Genomic DNA, 15,463 nt, shown 5'->3' with positions numbered 1-15,463 from the left:
TGCCCGGGTGCTCGCTCGGCTCCGGGGCCGCCTCGCCCCGCGGCGGGCGTGACGGCCGCGGTGCGCGACCTCGCCCGAGCCGGCTCGGGCGAGGTCGTCCGCACGTTCACCAGCCGGCCCGCCGCCCACTGTCATTGGTCCAGACAAGTGTTATCAAAAAGTGATGGAAGACCCGCTGACCGGGAGCTACTTTGTTGTGACTCGCAACAAATGCTCGTGGATCCCCAACGGCGGAGGTGTCACGGCGTGAACCGGACCCTGGACAAGCTTCGACGACGCGGCCCGGTGCTCGCGCTCGTCGCCTCGGCCCTGCTGGTGGCGGCTGGGCTGAACGCCCCGGCCGCGCTGGCCGCGGACGACTACACCCAGAGCGTCACGCAGGTCAGTACCAGTCAAGTGCAGCTCAACTTCACCCCCACTACCCCGGCGCTGTACGTGGACGTCCACTACACGGGTGTCCCCGGCGTCGGCCAGCAGAACCTCCGGATGACCAACGGCTCCGGCACCTGGCGCACCACCGTCAGCGGCCTGAGCAGCGGAAACGTCCTGGACTACTGGTTCACCTACGAGAAGAGCGGGCCGCAGTACGACACCCCGCACTTCAGCTACACCGTCGGCGGCGGCGGCACGACGACGGTCGCCGCGCCGACGTTCAGCCCGCCCGGCGGCACCTACTCCAGCGCGCAGACGGTGACCATCACCAGCGCCACCTCCGGGGCGACCATCCGGTACACAGTGGACGGCTCGACGCCCACCGCGTCGTCGCCCGTCTACTCCGGACCGATCAGCGTCCCGACGTCCCGCACGGTCAACGCCATCGCGCTCAAGTCCGGCTCGACGACGTCCGCGGTGTCGAGCGCGAGCTACACGATCGGCACCCAGGCCGGCTGTCCGACGCAGTCCGACACCCCGAACTTCGGGCCGAACGTGCGGATCTTCGACCCGGGCATGTCCGCGGCGACGATCCAGGCACAGCTCGACACGGACTTCAACAACCAGAAGGACACGCTGACCGCGCAGTTCGCCGATCGGCGGGTCGCCCACCTCTTCAAGCCGGGCACCTACAACGGCGTGCACGACAACGTCGGCTTCTACACCTCGGTCGCCGGCCTCGGCCAGAACCCGGGTGACGTCCTGATCAACGGCGACGTCACCGTCGACGCCTTCAACGCCTCCGACAACGGCGTCGCGCTGCAGAACTTCTGGCGCTCCGCGGAGAACATGGCGGTCAACCCGTCCGGTGGCCAGGAACGCTGGGCGGTCGCGCAGGCCGCGCCGTTCCGCCGGATGGACGTGCGCGGCGGGCTGCAGCTGTACCCGGCGAGCTACGGCTTCGCCAGCGGCGGCTACATCGCCGACACGAAGGTGGCCGGCCAGGCCGCGTCGGTGTCGCAGCAGCAGTGGTACACCCGCGACTCGGCGCTCGGCAGCTGGAACGGCGGCGTGTGGAACATGGTCTTCTCCGGCACCAGCGGTGCGCCGGCGACCACGTTCCCGAACCCGCCGGAGACCACGCTGGCCACAACGCCGGTCTCCCGGGACGTCCCCTACGTCTACCTCGACGGCACCGGCAAGTACCGCGTGTTCCTGCCTTCCCTGCGCACGAACGCGTCCGGCCCGAGCTGGGCGAACGGCAGCACGCCGGGCACTTCGGCCCCGATGAGCCAGTTCTACGTCGTCAAGTCCGGTGACACGGCCTCTTCGATCAACAACGCGCTCGCCGCGGGCTGCAACCTGTTCTTCACGCCGGGCATCTACCACCTCAACCAGACGCTCAACGTGACCCGGGCGAACACGACGATCCTCGGCATCGGCTACCCGACGCTGGTGCCCGACAACGGCGTCAACGCGATGCAGGTGTCCGATGTGGACGGCGTCCGGCTGAAGGGCCTGCTCTTCGACGCCGGCACGGCGAACTCGCAGGCGCTGCTCACGGTCGGCCAGTCCGGGTCGTCGGCTTCGCACGCCTCGAACCCGACGACGGTCCAGGACGTGTTCTTCCGGATCGGCGGCGCGATCGCGGGCAAGGCGACCAACAGCCTGATCGTCAACAGCGCAAACACGATCATCGACCACATCTGGGCGTGGCGCGCCGACCACGGCAACGCGGGCACGGTCGGCTGGACCGTGAACACGGCCGACACGGGGCTCGTGGTGAACGGCGCGAACGTGCTGGCCACCGGCCTGTTCGTCGAGCACTACCAGAAGTACCAGGTGATCTGGAACGGCCAGGGCGGCCGGACGATCTTCTTCCAGAACGAGATGCCCTACGACGTGCCGAACCAGGCGTCGTGGAACGCACCATCGGGGGTCGCCGGGTACGCCGCGTACAAGGTCGGGGCGAACGTGACGTCCCATGAGGCCTGGGGCCTCGGGAGTTACTGCTTCTTCGACACGAACCCGGCGGTGTCCAGCTACCACGCGTTCGAGGTGCCGAACACGAGCGGCGTGCGGTTCCACAGCCTGCTGACGGTGTCGCTCAACTACCGCGGCACGATCACCCACGTCATCAACGACACCGGTGGCGTCACGCCTTCAGGCACGGTGCCGGTCAACGTGGTGAGTTACCCGTAAGCGGTCTGCCGCAGCTGGTCGTGAGTGGTAAGGCGGGTTAGAACCCGCCTTACCACTCACGACCGGCCGCGGCAGAGGGTACGCGGGGGCTGGTCCGGTTTCGGGGGGAGGCGGGAGGGGTCGCCAAGTCCGGCAATCCGGCTGGGCCGCGGTCCCGAAGGACCGGTGTGGAGATCACGGGAGAACGCATCGGCGTCATCGGCAGCGGGGTGGCCGGGCTGACCGCGGCTTACCTGCTGCAGCGCAAGTACGAGGTGCTGCTGTTCGAGGCCGACGACCGGCTGGGCGGGCACGCGCACACGCACGACGTTCCGAGCTCCCACGGCGGCACCGTCGGCGTGGACTCCGGCTTCATCGTCCACAACGAGCGCACGTACCCGACGCTGCTGAAGCTGTTCGGCGAGCTGGGAGTGGCCACGCGCGACACCGAGATGTCGATGAGCATCCGCTGCGACGGCTGCGGCCTGCAGTACGCCGGCGCCAAGGGCCTCGCCGGGCTGTTCGCCCAGCGCGGCAACGCCTTCCGCGGCCGCTACCTGCGGATGCTGGCCGAGGTGAAGCGGTTCCACCGGCACGCGAAGCGGCTGCTGGAGGCGAAGGACGCCGGCGACGTCACGCTCGGCGCGTTCCTCGCGATCGGCGGCTACACCCGCTACTTCGTCGACCACTTCATGCTGCCGCTGGTGTCCACGGTCTGGTCGGCCGATCGCGCCGACACCCTGCGGTACCCCGCGCGCTACCTCTTCGAATTCCTCCGCAACCACGGCATGCTCTCGGTGCGGGACTCGCCGGCCTGGCGGACCGTCGTCGGCGGCTCCCGCGAGTACGTCGAGCTGGCGGCGAAGCAGCTGACGGCGGTGCACTTGTCGACCCCGGTGCGGTCGGTGCTGCGGATCGCCGGCGGTGTCGAGATCCGCGACGACGCCGACACACCGCACCGGGTCGCCAAGGTCGTCGTCGCCACGCACGCCGACCAGGCCCTATCCCTGCTGGCCGACCCGACCGCCGCCGAGCGCGAGGTGCTCGGCGCGTTCCGGTACTCCGAAAACGCGGCCTGGCTGCACACCGACACGAGCGTGCTGCCCTCGCGGCCCGGTGCCCGGGCCGGGTGGAACTACCGCGCCCCCGCCTGCGGCGCGCCCACCGGCGCGGTCCAGGTCAGCTACGACATGAACCACCTGATGCGGCTCGACGAGCCGGCCGGGTACGTCGTCACGCTCAACCCCGGCGACGGGCCCGCGGACGAGCACCTGGTCGCGCGGATGCGGTACGAGCACCCGGTCTACACGCCCGAATCCGTTGCCGCGCAACGACGGCTGCCCGAGCTCGACGACGGCGTGCTCGCCTACGCGGGCGCCTACCACGGCTGGGGCTTCCACGAAGACGGCTGCGCCTCGGGCGCCCGCGCCGCCGCGAGCCTGGGGGTGGCGTGGTGACGAACGCGCTCTACGACGCCACGGTCGCCCACGTGCGGCGGATCGACCCGCCGCACGCCTTCGCGCACCGCGTGTACCTCTGGCGGGTCGACCTGGACGACCTCCCGCGGCTGCCGTGGTGGCTGCGGCCGTTCGCGCGCTTCGACCGCCGCGACCACTTCGCCGCCGCCGACCCGCGCGGCATCCGGCAGAAGCTGGACGCGTGGCTCGCCGACCGCGGGGTCGACCTGCGCGGCGGCCGGGTCGTGATGCTGGCCGCCGCGCGCGTGCTCGGGTACGCGTTCAACCCGATCAGCGTCTACTGGTGCCACGACCCGGACGGCGGGCTCGCCTGCGTCGTGGCCGAGGTGCACAACACCTACGGCGGCCGCCACGCCTACCTGCTGCACCCGGACGAGGCCGGCCGCGCCCGCGCGGCGAAGGAGTTCTACGTCTCGCCGTTCCAGGAGCTGGACGGCGAATACCGGATGCGCCTGCCGCACCCGGGAGCGCTGCTCGACCTCACGGTGGCGTTGCGGCGCGGGACGGCCACGCCGCTGGTCGCTACGCTGCGAGGAGTTCGCCGCCCGGTGAACCCGCGGTGGCTGGCCCGGCTGGTCCTGGCCCGGCCGCTGCTGCCGCAGCGGGTGGCCGCGCTGATCCGCCGCCACGGCGTCACGCTGTGGCTGCGCAAGGCCGCGGTCGTGCCGCGCACCCCGCAGAACGCCGGAGGACAGCTCCATGGATGAGCCGGCCCGCTCGCGACCCCTTGCGCCGGTGCCCGCCGAAGTCCCGGCGGGCCCGACGGCCGAAGAGCTCATGGTGCGCGTCGCCAAGGGTGACGAACGGGCCTTCGAGCTGCTCTACGACCAGCTCGTGGGGCCGATCTTCGGGCTCGTCCGGCGGATCGTGCGCGACGCGGCCCAGTCCGAAGAGGTCGCCCAGGAGGTGCTCGTCGAGCTCTGGCGCACCGCGACGCGGTACGCACCCGAGAAGGGCTCGGCGCTGAACTGGGCGATGACCCTGGCGCACCGCCGCGCCGTCGACCGCGTCCGCTCGGCGCGCGCGAGCACCGAACGGGAGCAGAAGGCGACCTTCGAAGCCGCCCGCGGCCGCCCGTTCGACGAGGTCGCCGAGTCCGTCGCCGCGCGGCTCGAACGCTCCCAGGTGCGCCGGTGCCTGTCCTTCCTGACCGATCTGCAGCGCGAGTCCGTGCTGCTCGCCTACTACCAGGGCTATACGTATCGCGAGGTGGCCGAAGTGCTGTCGACGCCGCAAGGCACCATCAAGACGCGGCTGCGGGACGGGCTGATCCGCCTGCGGGACTGCCTGGGGGTGACCGCTTGAGCACGCCGGAGATGCACACCCTGGCCGGCGCCTTCGCGCTCGACGCCGTCAACGACGTCGAGCGGGCGGAGTTCGCCCGCCACCTCGAGCAGTGCGACTCCTGCACGCAGGAGGTCGCCGAACTGCGCGCGACGGCGGCCCGGCTGGGCGCGGCGATGGCCGAGGAGCCGCCGCCGGAGTTCAAGGACCGCGTGCTGACCGCCATGCACGCCACCCGCCAGCTGCCGCCGCAGACCCGGCCCGGCTCGCCCGAGCGGCACCGCCGCTCGGCCGGGGCCCCGCGCTGGGCGGTCGTCGTGGCGGCCGCGGCCGCCGTCGTCGGGCTCGCCGCGGGCGGGGTGTTCGGCGGGATCGCGCTGAATCAGCAGCAGGAGCTGCAGACCGCGCAGAGCCGGCTCGACCAGGCGAAGCAGCAGTACGAACCGGTGGCGGCGCTGCTCGCGGCGCCGGACGCGAAGACCGCGCACGGCGAGGCGCCCACCGGCGGGGGTGTGACGGTCGTCCTGTCCCGGTCGCTGAACCGGGTGATGGTGATGGACGCGGGCCTGCCGTCGCAGCCGGGCGGGAAGGTCTACGAAGCCTGGCTGATCACCGGTTCGGGGGCTCCGCGCTCGGCCGGGGTGATCGCGGCGGCGGACGACGGTGGCCTGGTCGTGGCGGACGGCGTCGCCGGCGTGGACAAGCTCGCGGTGAGCGTCGAACCGGCCGGTGGATCGGTCACCGGGACGCCTTCGGAGGTCCTGATGAGCATGCCCGTGCCGGCCTGATCGGCGCCATAGCAGACCGGGCTGGGGCGGTGCTTCCGGCTCCCCGCTCTTGCGCGCTCGAACGTGTTGTGGCAAAACACCTTTGCGACACACGGCGTGCCTACTGGATTAGAGCGTGCCTGGTGCCTACCGTCCTGCCTAACGTCGGCAGTTGACATAACTCTCAATCTGGGGTTGAGGTTGAGAGTGATCACCGGCCGGCGGGCTGTACGGGTACAACGATCAGGAAGGCGGACTTCGATGACGCCCCCGCACAACTACCTTGCGGTGATCAAGGTGGTCGGCATCGGCGGTGGCGGCGTGAACGCCGTGAACCGCATGATCGAGGTCGGCCTCAAGGGCGTCGAGTTCATCGCGGTGAACACCGACGCACAAGCACTGCTCATGTCCGACGCCGACGTCAAGCTGGACATCGGCCGCGAGCTGACCCGTGGCCTCGGCGCGGGCGCCGCCCCCGAGGTCGGCCAGCGAGCTGCCGAAGACCACCGCGAAGAGATCGAAGAGGTCATCAAGGGCGCCGACATGGTGTTCGTGACCGCCGGTGAAGGCGGCGGCACGGGTACCGGCGGCGCGCCGGTCGTGGCGCAGATCGCCCGCAAGCTCGGCGCGCTGACCATCGGCGTCGTGACCCGCCCGTTCACCTTCGAGGGCAAGCGGCGCGGCAAGCAGGCCGAAGACGGCATCCAGGCGCTGCGCAACGAGTGCGACACGCTGATCGTGATCCCGAACGACCGGCTGCTGCAGCTCGGCGACATCGGCGTGTCGCTGATGGACGCGTTCCGCTCCGCGGACGAGGTGCTGCTGTCCGGTGTCCAGGGCATCACCGACCTGATCACCACCCCGGGCCTGATCAACCTCGACTTCGCCGACGTCAAGAGCGTCATGTCCGGTGCGGGCTCCGCGCTGATGGGCATCGGCTCGGCGCGCGGCGAGGGCCGGGCCATCCAGGCCGCGGAGAAGGCGATCAACTCGCCGCTGCTGGAAGCGTCGATGGACGGCGCCCACGGCGCGCTGCTGTCCATCGCGGGCGGCTCCGACCTGGGCCTGTTCGAGATCAACGAGGCCGCGTCGCTGGTGCAGGAGTCCGCGCACCCGGACGCCAACATCATCTTCGGCACGATCATCGACGACTCCCTCGGCGACGAGGTCCGCGTCACGGTGATCGCCGCCGGCTTCGACGCCGGCGCGCCGACGCACAAGAAGCTGGACCCGTCGACGTTCGGCTCCGGCTCCCGCGTGTCGTCGGGGGCGACTGCCTCCGCTTCGGCCGGGCAGGTCTCCAACCCGCAGGGACCGCCGTCGGGCGCCACGCCGGTGCCGTCCGCGGGCAGCTCCGGCTACCCGGTGGCCCCGCCGCGGTCGCACGCGCCGCTGCCGTCGGCCACGGGCAACCAGCCGTCCGGCGGGCTCCCGCAGCCCGGCGGCGGCTCGCGCGGCTACTCGCCGCTCGGCTCCAACGCCACCCAGGGCAGCCTGCCCGGGCGCGCGATGCCGGTGCACGACGACCCGTCGGACGACGAGGTCGACGTCCCGCCGTTCATGCGGCGCTGACAACACCGCCTCTGAAGGCCACCGCCCGCGAACTAGAGTCGTGGGTGGTGGCCTTCAGTGATGTCGAGGAGGATTTCGTGCGGGTTCGGCGAGTGGTCACGACCAGGGCGGGTGGTGCGTCCCGGCCGCCCTACGACACCTTCAACCTGGGTGATCACGTCGGCGACGACGAGGGGAACGTCTACGCCAACCGCAAGCGCCTGGCCGCCGAGCTCGGCCTGGCCGAGGACCGGCTGGCCTGGATGGAGCAGGTCCACGGCCGGACGGCGACGATCGTCGACGGCTCGGAGACCGGCGCGGCGGAGGCGACCGACGCGCTGGTGACCGCCACGCCGGGACTCGCGCTGGTCGTGCTGGTCGCCGACTGCGTGCCGATCCTGCTGGCCGACGCCGAGGCCGGAGTGGTTTCCGCGGTGCACGCGGGCCGGGTGGGCACGCGCGCCGGCGTCGTCCCGGCCGCCGTCAAGGCCATGCAGGAGGCCGGCGCCGAGCCCCGCCGGATCGAAGCCCTGCTCGGCCCGGCCATCTGCGGCGACTGCTACGAGGTGCCGGCCGCGATGGCCGCCGACGTCGAGAAGCACGTCCCCGGCACCGCGTGCAAGACCCGCTCGGGCACGCCCGGGCTCGACCTGCGCGCCGGGCTCTGGCGGCAGCTCGCCGACCTGGGCGTCGGCAAGATCGGCGTCGACCCGCGGTGCACGAACGAGGACAAGACGCTGTTCAGCTACCGCCGCGACGGGACCACCGGGCGGATCGCCGGCATCACCTGGATCGAGGCATGACCGATCGCCGGGCCGAGCTGGCCGAGAACCTGACCGAGGTCGAGGAGCGGGTCGCCGCCGCCTGCCGCGCCGCCGGCCGAGCGCGCGAAGAGGTCAAGCTGATCGCGGTCACCAAGACGTTCCCCGCGTCCGACGTCGCGCTGCTCGCCGAGCTCGGTGTCACCGACGTCGGCGAGAACCGCGACCAGGAGGCCGGCCCGAAAGCCGCCGAAGTCCCGGGGCTGCGGTGGCACATGGTCGGCCGGCTGCAGCGGAACAAAGCGCGGTCCGTGGCCGGGTGGGCACACGAAGTGCAGTCCGTCGATTCAGCGCGGCTCGCCGACTCGCTGGCCAAGGCCGTGCACACCCTGCGTTACAGCGGTAAACGTGAGGAAGCCCTCGACGTGCTGATCCAGGTCAGCCTCGACGACGACCCCGGACGCGGCGGCTGCCCGCTCGCCGAACTGGACGCGCTCGCCGAGCACCTTGAGCAGGCGGAGGACCTGCGGCTTCGCGGCCTGATGGCCGTCGCACCGCTCGGTGCGGACCCGGCCGCCGCCTTCGAGCGGCTCGCTCGCGCGGGTGAGGCACTGCGAAAAGATCACCCGAATGCCGCAGAAGTCTCTGCCGGGATGAGCCATGATCTCGAGCAGGCGATCACGCACGGCTCGACCTGTGTGCGTGTCGGAACCGCGTTGCTCGGTGGACGCGGTTTAGCCTCGCCGTAGGGAGCTCGCGCGGTCGTGACGTTTCGTATCCGCCCGCGCGGGGCACTGATGGCGTGAAATATGCGTTGGTGCGGGAGCGGCTAGGGCTAGGGAGAGGCATGAGCGCGCTGCAGAAGCTGAAGGCCTACTTCGGGATGGTGCCCGCAGAAGACGACGGTTACGACGTCGAGGACGACTACCGGCGCGGCTACGACGACGACTACGACTCCTACGAGGAGCCGGCCCCGCGGTCGTCGCGCTCACGGTACCGCGAGCGCGAGGACACGTACGACGAGCCCGTCAGTCGCAGCCGATCACGCTCCGTGGCCAGTGCCGAGCCCGCCGTTCACGGTGCGCTGGCCATCGACCGGCAGCCGGAGCCGGTGGCGCGCCTGCGCCCGGTCACCGAACCGGTCGTGCGCCAGCCGGTGCGCGATCCGCTGAGCCGCATCACCACGCTGCACCCGACCAGTTACGCGGAGGCGCGGGCGATCGGGGAGCACTACCGCGAGGGCATCCCGGTGATCATGAACCTCACCGAGATGGAGAACGCGGACGCGAAGCGGCTCGTCGACTTCGCCGCTGGGCTGGCCTTCGCGCTCAGAGGGTCGATGGACAAGGTCACCAACAAGGTGTTCCTTCTCTCACCGCCCGATGTGGACGTCACCGCGGAAGACCGTCGGCGGATTGCCGAGGGCGGATTGTTTTTGCGGGGCTGAAGTCGCTCGGACCGCTGAGCGCAAGCAGACGTGACTTTGCCGACCCGGAGCGGCCGGCACCCCCTCAGCAGCGTCTTCGAAGAGGACGCCCGGTTAGAGTAGGTACGTGGAAGCTGTGTGGCTGGTCGTCTGGTACGTGCTGTTCGCCTTCTGGCTGCTGCTCACGGCGCGGATCGTGGTCGAACTCGTCCGGACCTTCGCCCGTGAGTGGCATCCGGCCGGAGGGGTTGCGGTCACGCTCGAGACCATCTACACAGTGACGGACCCGCCGGTTCGGTTGTTCAGACGGATCATTCCGATGGTTCGAATCGGCGGCGTCGGACTGGACTTGTCGATTATGGTGCTGCTGTTGGTTGTGTTCTTCGCGATGCAACTGGCGACTCCAAGTTGATCGGGGAAAACTTGGGTGGACCTGCAGGCCATGGAGTGCGTGAGGTGATCTGATGTCGTTGACCCCCGCTGACGTGCATAACGTCGCGTTCAGCAAGCCGCCCATCGGCAAGAGGGGCTACAACGAGGACGAGGTGGACGCGTTCCTCGACCTGGTGGAGACCGAGCTGGCCCGGTTGATCGAGGACAACAACGAGCTGCGCCAGCAGATGGAACAGCTCGACGCGGAGCTCGAATCGACCCGTAGCGAGCTGGAGAACGCCAAGGCGAACGTCGGCGCGCCACCGATGCGTGAGGAGCCCTCGCGGCGTCTCGCGCCGGTGCCGCCGCCGCAGTCCGCCATGGAGCAGACCCAGGCGCACTCGATGGTGAGTGACAGCACCGAGCCGAACGTGCAGGCCGCCAAGGTCCTGGGCCTGGCCCAGGAGATGGCCGACCGGCTCACCGCCGAGGCGAAGACCGAGTCCGACGGGATGCTGGCCGAGGCCCGCACCAAGTCCGAGCAGCTGCTCTCGGACGCCCGGGCGAAGTCCGACTCGATGGTGAACGAGGCCCGCACCCGCGTCGACACGATGCTGAACGACGCGCGGACCCGTGCGGAGACCCTGGAGCGCCAGGCGCGCGACAAGGCGACCACGCTGGAGCGCGAGTCGCAGCGGAAGTACACCGAGACGATGAACAGCCTCAACTCGGAGAAGAGCGGACTGGGCAAGAAGATCGAAGAGCTGCGCACGATCGAGCGGGAGTACCGCACGAGGCTGCGCGGGTTCCTCGAGTCCCAGCTGCGCGAACTCGACGACCGAGGATCGGCGGCGCCCGCGTCGGCGTCCTCGAACTCCGGGCAGTCGTCCGGATCGACGAGCGGCGGCCAGGGCTACTCCTTCGGCCCGCGGGCCGAAGCCGGCTGAGTTTCCGGCCGTGGCACATTCCGCTACCGGGGTGTGCCACGGTTCGGAGTCGATCCGGTACCACCGGTGGGCGGGTCGTGGTCCGCTCCCGGGTGGTTCGTGCTGTAATGCAGCGTGCTTTACATAGTGCTGGTCCTGGTACTGGCGGCTCTGGGGTTGCTCGTCTCCGCGCTGATCACGGCTTCTTCGCTGTGGGCGTGGGTCTCCATCGGCCTTTCCGTCCTGGCCGGGCTGATCCTGGTCGTCGACTGGCTGCGCCGCCGTCGCCGGTCCGCGGCGCCGGCCCCTGAAGCGCCGGCCCCCGAGGCGCCGGCCGTCTCCTCTCCGCCGGAACCCGCCGAAGAGGAACAAACCACCCTGATCCCGGCGGCCGGCGACCTGGGTGACCCGCCCGACACTTCGGCCGAGCCCGAAACAACGCCCGATGCCGACCCGGGAGTCGAAGACACCCCGGAGGCGGACGTCGCCGTCCTGGCCGACCTCGAGGACGAGGTCGTGGTGGTCGACGAGCACCCCCGCTACCACCTGCGCACGTGCGAGTGGCTCGGCACCCGCGACACGATCCCGATCGGCGTCGGCGAGGCCCGCCAGCTCGGCTTCACCCCCTGCGACCGCTGCACCCCCGACGCCACCCTGGTAGCCGCCCACCGCTGACCGCAAAGCCCCGCCAATCACGCGTGATGCCCCGCCAATCACGCGTGATGCCCCTCTGATCACGTGTGATGCCCGGCGGAACTCGCGTGATCAGACCCGGAACTCGCGTGATTCCCGCCGTAACTCGCGAGTTACGGCCTTGATCACGCGAGTTACGGCTCTAATCACGCGAGATACGAGTTTCGGCACGGTCTCAGGTGGCGTGACCGTACGTGCCCCTCGTGACAACCCGGTTGCGCGGGCCGGTTAACCTGGTAGGCAACACGGCGTCGATCCGGCCATCACCGGGGAGCCTCCGGAAGAACCGAGCGCGAGCTCTCAGTAGAACCGGACGGGTGCGGCCCGTGACAGCCGTCGAATGAGCGGCCCGGGAGCAGCTGCCGGGCAAGCGGGGTGGTACCGCGGAACGCCGAGGCGTCTCGTCCCCGTGTGGGTGACCGGTGCGGGAGCCGGTCGTCCGTACGCGAGCGACGAACCGAGGAGCACCCCGATGTACCCCCAGGCCCAGCTCGGCGACGGCGCAGGAGTTCCGTCGCAGCCGTCGTTCCCCGCACTGGAAAAGCAGGTCCTCGCCTACTGGGAGAGCGACCGGACGTTCCAGGCGACCATCGACGCGCGTCCCGCCGGCGAAAAGGGCGAAAACGAGTACGTCTTCTACGACGGCCCGCCCTTCGCCAACGGCCTGCCGCACTACGGCCACCTGCTCACCGGGTACGTCAAGGACCTGGTGCCGCGCTACCAGACGATGAAGGGCCGCAAGGTCGAGCGCCGCTTCGGCTGGGACACCCACGGCCTGCCCGCCGAGCTCGAGGCCATGCGCCAGCTCGGCATCACCGAGACGTCCGAGATCGAAGAGATGGGCATCGCGAAGTTCAACGCGGCTTCGCAGGAGTCCGTTCTCCGCTACACCGACGAGTGGCGTGAGTACGTCACCCGCCAGGCCCGCTGGGTCGACTTCGACAACGACTACAAGACCCTCGACGTCACCTACATGGAGTCGGTGCTGTGGGCGTTCAAACGCCTGTGGGACAAGGGACTCGTCTACGAGGGCTACCGCGTCCTGCCGTACTGCTGGCGCGATGCGACGCCGCTGTCCAACCACGAGCTGGGCATGGACTCGGACGTCTACCGCAACCGCCAGGACCCGGCCGTCACGGTCGGTTTCCGCCTGGAGGGCAACAACAACGAGCTCGACGGCACCTACCTGCTGATCTGGACGACGACGCCGTGGACGCTGCCGTCGAACCTCGCCACCGCCGTGCACCCCGAAGTGCAGTACGTCGTTGTGGAGAGCGAAGGCAAGCGGTTCCTGCTCGCCGAAGCGCGGGTTGCCGCGTACGCGCGTGAACTCGGCGAAGAGCCGGCGGTCGTCGCGCACTACACCGGCACGCAGCTGCTCGGAACCCGTTACGCACCACCGTTCCCGTACTTCACCGGCACCGAGAACGCGCACCAGGTGCTGGCCGCCGACTACGTCACCACCGACGACGGCACCGGGATCGTCCACATCGCCCCCGCGTACGGCGCCGACGACAAGCTCGTCACCGACGCCGCCGGCATCCCGCCGGTCACGCCGGTCGACGCGCACGGCAAGTTCGACGCGACCGTGCCGGACTACGAGGGCCAGCAGGTCTTCGACGCCAACCCGAACATCGTCCGCGACCTCAAGAACGGCACGGGTTCCGCGGCGCAGCAGGGCGCTGTGCTGCTGCGGCACGAGACCTACGACCACTCCTACCCGCACTGCTGGCGCTGCCGGAACCCGCTGATCTACCGCGCGGTGTCGTCGTGGTTCGTCGCGGTGACGCAGTTCAAGGACCGGATGGTCGAGCTGAACCAGCAGATCACCTGGCACCCGGAGAACGTTAAGGACGGCCAGTTCGGGAAGTGGCTGGAGAACGCCATCGACTGGTCGATCTCCCGCAACCGGTACTTCGGCACGCCGATCCCGGTCTGGCAGTCCGACGACCCGGCGTACCCGCGCACCGATGTCTACGGCTCGCTCGACGAGCTTGAGGCCGACTTCGGGGTGCGGCTGGACAACCTGCACCGGCCCTACATCGACGAGCTGACCCGGCCGAACCCGGACGACCCGACCGGCAAGTCCACCATGCGCCGCGTCCCGGACGTCCTCGACGTCTGGTTCGACTCGGGCTCGATGCCCTACGCCCAGGTGCACTACCCGTTCGAGAACGCCGAGTGGTTCGAGCACCACTACCCGAGCGATTTCATCGTCGAGTACATCGGGCAGACGCGCGGCTGGTTCTACCTGCTGCACGTGCTCGCGACGGCGCTGTTCGACCGGCCGGCGTTCCGCGCCTGCGTCGCGCACGGCATCGTGCTGGGTTCGGACGGCGCGAAGATGTCCAAGTCGCTGCGCAACTACCCGGACGTCAACGAGGTGCTCGAGCGCGACGGCTCCGACGCCATGCGCTGGTACCTGATGGCGAGCCCGATCCTGCGCGGCGGCAACCTCATCGTCACCGACAAGGGCATCCGCGACGCCGTCCGCCAGGCCGTGCTGCCGCTGTGGAACTCGTACTACTTCCTCGCGCTGTACGCGAACGCCGAGGGCGTGGAAGGCCAGTGGCGCACGGACTCGACGAACGTGCTCGACCGGTACGTCCTGGCGAAGACGCACGAACTCGTCACCGACGTCGAGTACGCGATGGACCACTACGACGTCGCGGGCGCGTGCCAGACCGTCCGGGACTTCCTCGAGGTCCTGACGAACTGGTACGTGCGCCGCTCGCGCGACCGCTTCTGGGCGGGCGACAAGGACGCGATCGACACGCTGCACACGGTGCTGGAAGTGACGTCGCGCGTCGCGGCGCCGCTGCTCCCGCTGACCACCGAGGTCGTCTGGCGCGGGCTCACCGGCGGCCGCTCGGTGCACCTGACCGATTGGCCGAACGCGAACGACCTGCCCGCGGACGCGGCCCTGGTCACCGCGATGGACCGGGTGCGGCAGGTGGCGTCCTCGGCGCTGTCGCTGCGGAAGGCGAACAAGCTGCGCGTGCGGCTGCCGCTGTCGTCGCTGGTCGTCGCGGCCGAGGACGCCGAGACGATGGGCTCCTTCGCCGACATCCTGCGCGACGAGGTGAACGTCAAGGCGGTCGAGCTGACCGCCGACGTCGCCGCGCACGGCGGGTTCGAGGTCGCGGTGAACGCCCGCGCCGCCGGCCCGCGCCTGGGCAAGGACGTCCAGACCGTGATCAAGGCGGTCAAGGCGGGTGACTGGTCGTTCCAGGGCGGCGCCGTGGTCGCGGCCGGGATCGCCCTGCAGGAGGGCGAGTTCGAACGCCGGCTGGTCGCCAAGGGCGGCGGCGCGGCGGCCGAGCTGCCCGGCGGGTCCGGCCTGGTCCTGATCGACACCGAGGTGACGCCGGAGCTGGCGGCCGAGGGCCTGGTCCGCGACCTGGTCCGGGTCGTGCAGCAGGCCCGCCGGGACGCCGGGCTCGACGTCGCCGACCGGATCGCGCTGACCGTCGACGCGCCCGCCGACGTCGTCGAGGCGGCTCGGACGCACGAGGAGTTCCTCGCGTCGGAGACGCTGGCGACGTCGGTGACCCACGGCCCGGCCGGCGAGGGCTTCGCCGGCACGGTCGGCGACGGCACGAAGGTGACCGTGGCGGTCGCGAAGGCCTGACTGCGGGGGTGGCCGGTAGGG

At 70.4% G+C, this 15,463-nt stretch carries 13 protein-coding genes; all 13 read left to right on the top strand.

What is annotated here, in order from left to right:
* Positions 1 to 246 precede the first annotated feature (246 nt).
* Positions 247 to 2,574: a chitobiase/beta-hexosaminidase C-terminal domain-containing protein gene (locus tag Q5425_RS13200; RefSeq protein ID WP_308672477.1), complete on the top strand. Its 2,328-nt coding sequence runs from the start codon at positions 247 to 249 to the stop codon at positions 2,572 to 2,574.
* Positions 2,575 to 2,741: 167 nt separating this feature from the next.
* Complete coding sequence (locus tag Q5425_RS13195) at positions 2,742 to 4,010, top strand: FAD-dependent oxidoreductase (RefSeq protein ID WP_308672476.1); 1,269 nt, start codon at positions 2,742 to 2,744, stop codon at positions 4,008 to 4,010.
* Positions 4,004 to 4,738 carry a DUF1365 domain-containing protein gene (locus Q5425_RS13190; protein WP_308672475.1) on the top strand — a complete coding sequence of 245 codons (735 nt, stop codon included), beginning with the start codon at positions 4,004 to 4,006 and terminating at the stop codon, positions 4,736 to 4,738. Before Q5425_RS13195 ends, Q5425_RS13190 begins: the two co-directional genes overlap by 7 nt.
* On the top strand, positions 4,731 to 5,336 hold the full coding sequence (gene sigK, locus Q5425_RS13185; protein ID WP_308672474.1) for an ECF RNA polymerase sigma factor SigK: 606 nt from the start codon (positions 4,731 to 4,733) through the stop codon (positions 5,334 to 5,336). Before Q5425_RS13190 ends, sigK begins: the two co-directional genes overlap by 8 nt.
* An 11-nt stretch (positions 5,337 to 5,347) precedes the next feature.
* Positions 5,348 to 6,103: an anti-sigma factor gene (locus tag Q5425_RS13180; RefSeq protein ID WP_308672493.1), complete on the top strand. Its 756-nt coding sequence runs from the start codon at positions 5,348 to 5,350 to the stop codon at positions 6,101 to 6,103.
* Positions 6,104 to 6,343: 240 nt separating this feature from the next.
* Entirely contained in the window at positions 6,344 to 7,654 is a 1,311-nt protein-coding gene (gene ftsZ, locus Q5425_RS13175; protein ID WP_308672473.1) for a cell division protein FtsZ, read from the top strand.
* A 77-nt stretch (positions 7,655 to 7,731) separates the two neighbouring features.
* Positions 7,732 to 8,436: a peptidoglycan editing factor PgeF gene (gene pgeF, locus Q5425_RS13170; protein WP_308672472.1), complete on the top strand. Its 705-nt coding sequence runs from the start codon at positions 7,732 to 7,734 to the stop codon at positions 8,434 to 8,436.
* Positions 8,433 to 9,143 carry a YggS family pyridoxal phosphate-dependent enzyme gene (locus tag Q5425_RS13165; protein WP_308672471.1) on the top strand — a complete coding sequence of 237 codons (711 nt, stop codon included), beginning with the start codon at positions 8,433 to 8,435 and terminating at the stop codon, positions 9,141 to 9,143. Before pgeF ends, Q5425_RS13165 begins: the two co-directional genes overlap by 4 nt.
* A 98-nt stretch (positions 9,144 to 9,241) precedes the next feature.
* A complete protein-coding gene (locus Q5425_RS13160) occupies positions 9,242 to 9,841 on the top strand; it encodes a cell division protein SepF (protein ID WP_308672470.1) in 600 nt (199 codons plus the stop codon).
* 115 nt (positions 9,842 to 9,956) lie between these two features.
* Positions 9,957 to 10,232, top strand: a complete 276-nt coding sequence (locus Q5425_RS13155) for a YggT family protein (protein ID WP_013224824.1) — start codon at positions 9,957 to 9,959, stop codon at positions 10,230 to 10,232.
* 52 nt (positions 10,233 to 10,284) lie between these two features.
* Positions 10,285 to 11,139, top strand: coding sequence for a DivIVA domain-containing protein (locus tag Q5425_RS13150; RefSeq protein WP_308672469.1), 855 nt, complete (start codon positions 10,285 to 10,287; stop codon positions 11,137 to 11,139).
* Between the two features lie 114 nt (positions 11,140 to 11,253).
* Complete coding sequence (locus Q5425_RS13145; RefSeq protein ID WP_308672468.1) at positions 11,254 to 11,793, top strand: hypothetical protein; 540 nt, start codon at positions 11,254 to 11,256, stop codon at positions 11,791 to 11,793.
* Between the two features lie 490 nt (positions 11,794 to 12,283).
* Entirely contained in the window at positions 12,284 to 15,442 is a 3,159-nt protein-coding gene (gene ileS / locus Q5425_RS13140; protein ID WP_308672467.1) for an isoleucine--tRNA ligase, read from the top strand.
* Positions 15,443 to 15,463: the final 21 nt, after the last annotated feature.

The organism is Amycolatopsis sp. A133 (genome assembly GCF_031082405.1).
GTDB lineage: Bacteria > Actinomycetota > Actinomycetes > Mycobacteriales > Pseudonocardiaceae > Amycolatopsis.
The sequence above is the reverse complement of the archived record's forward strand: the minus strand, read 5'-3'. Positions and strand labels throughout refer to the sequence as shown.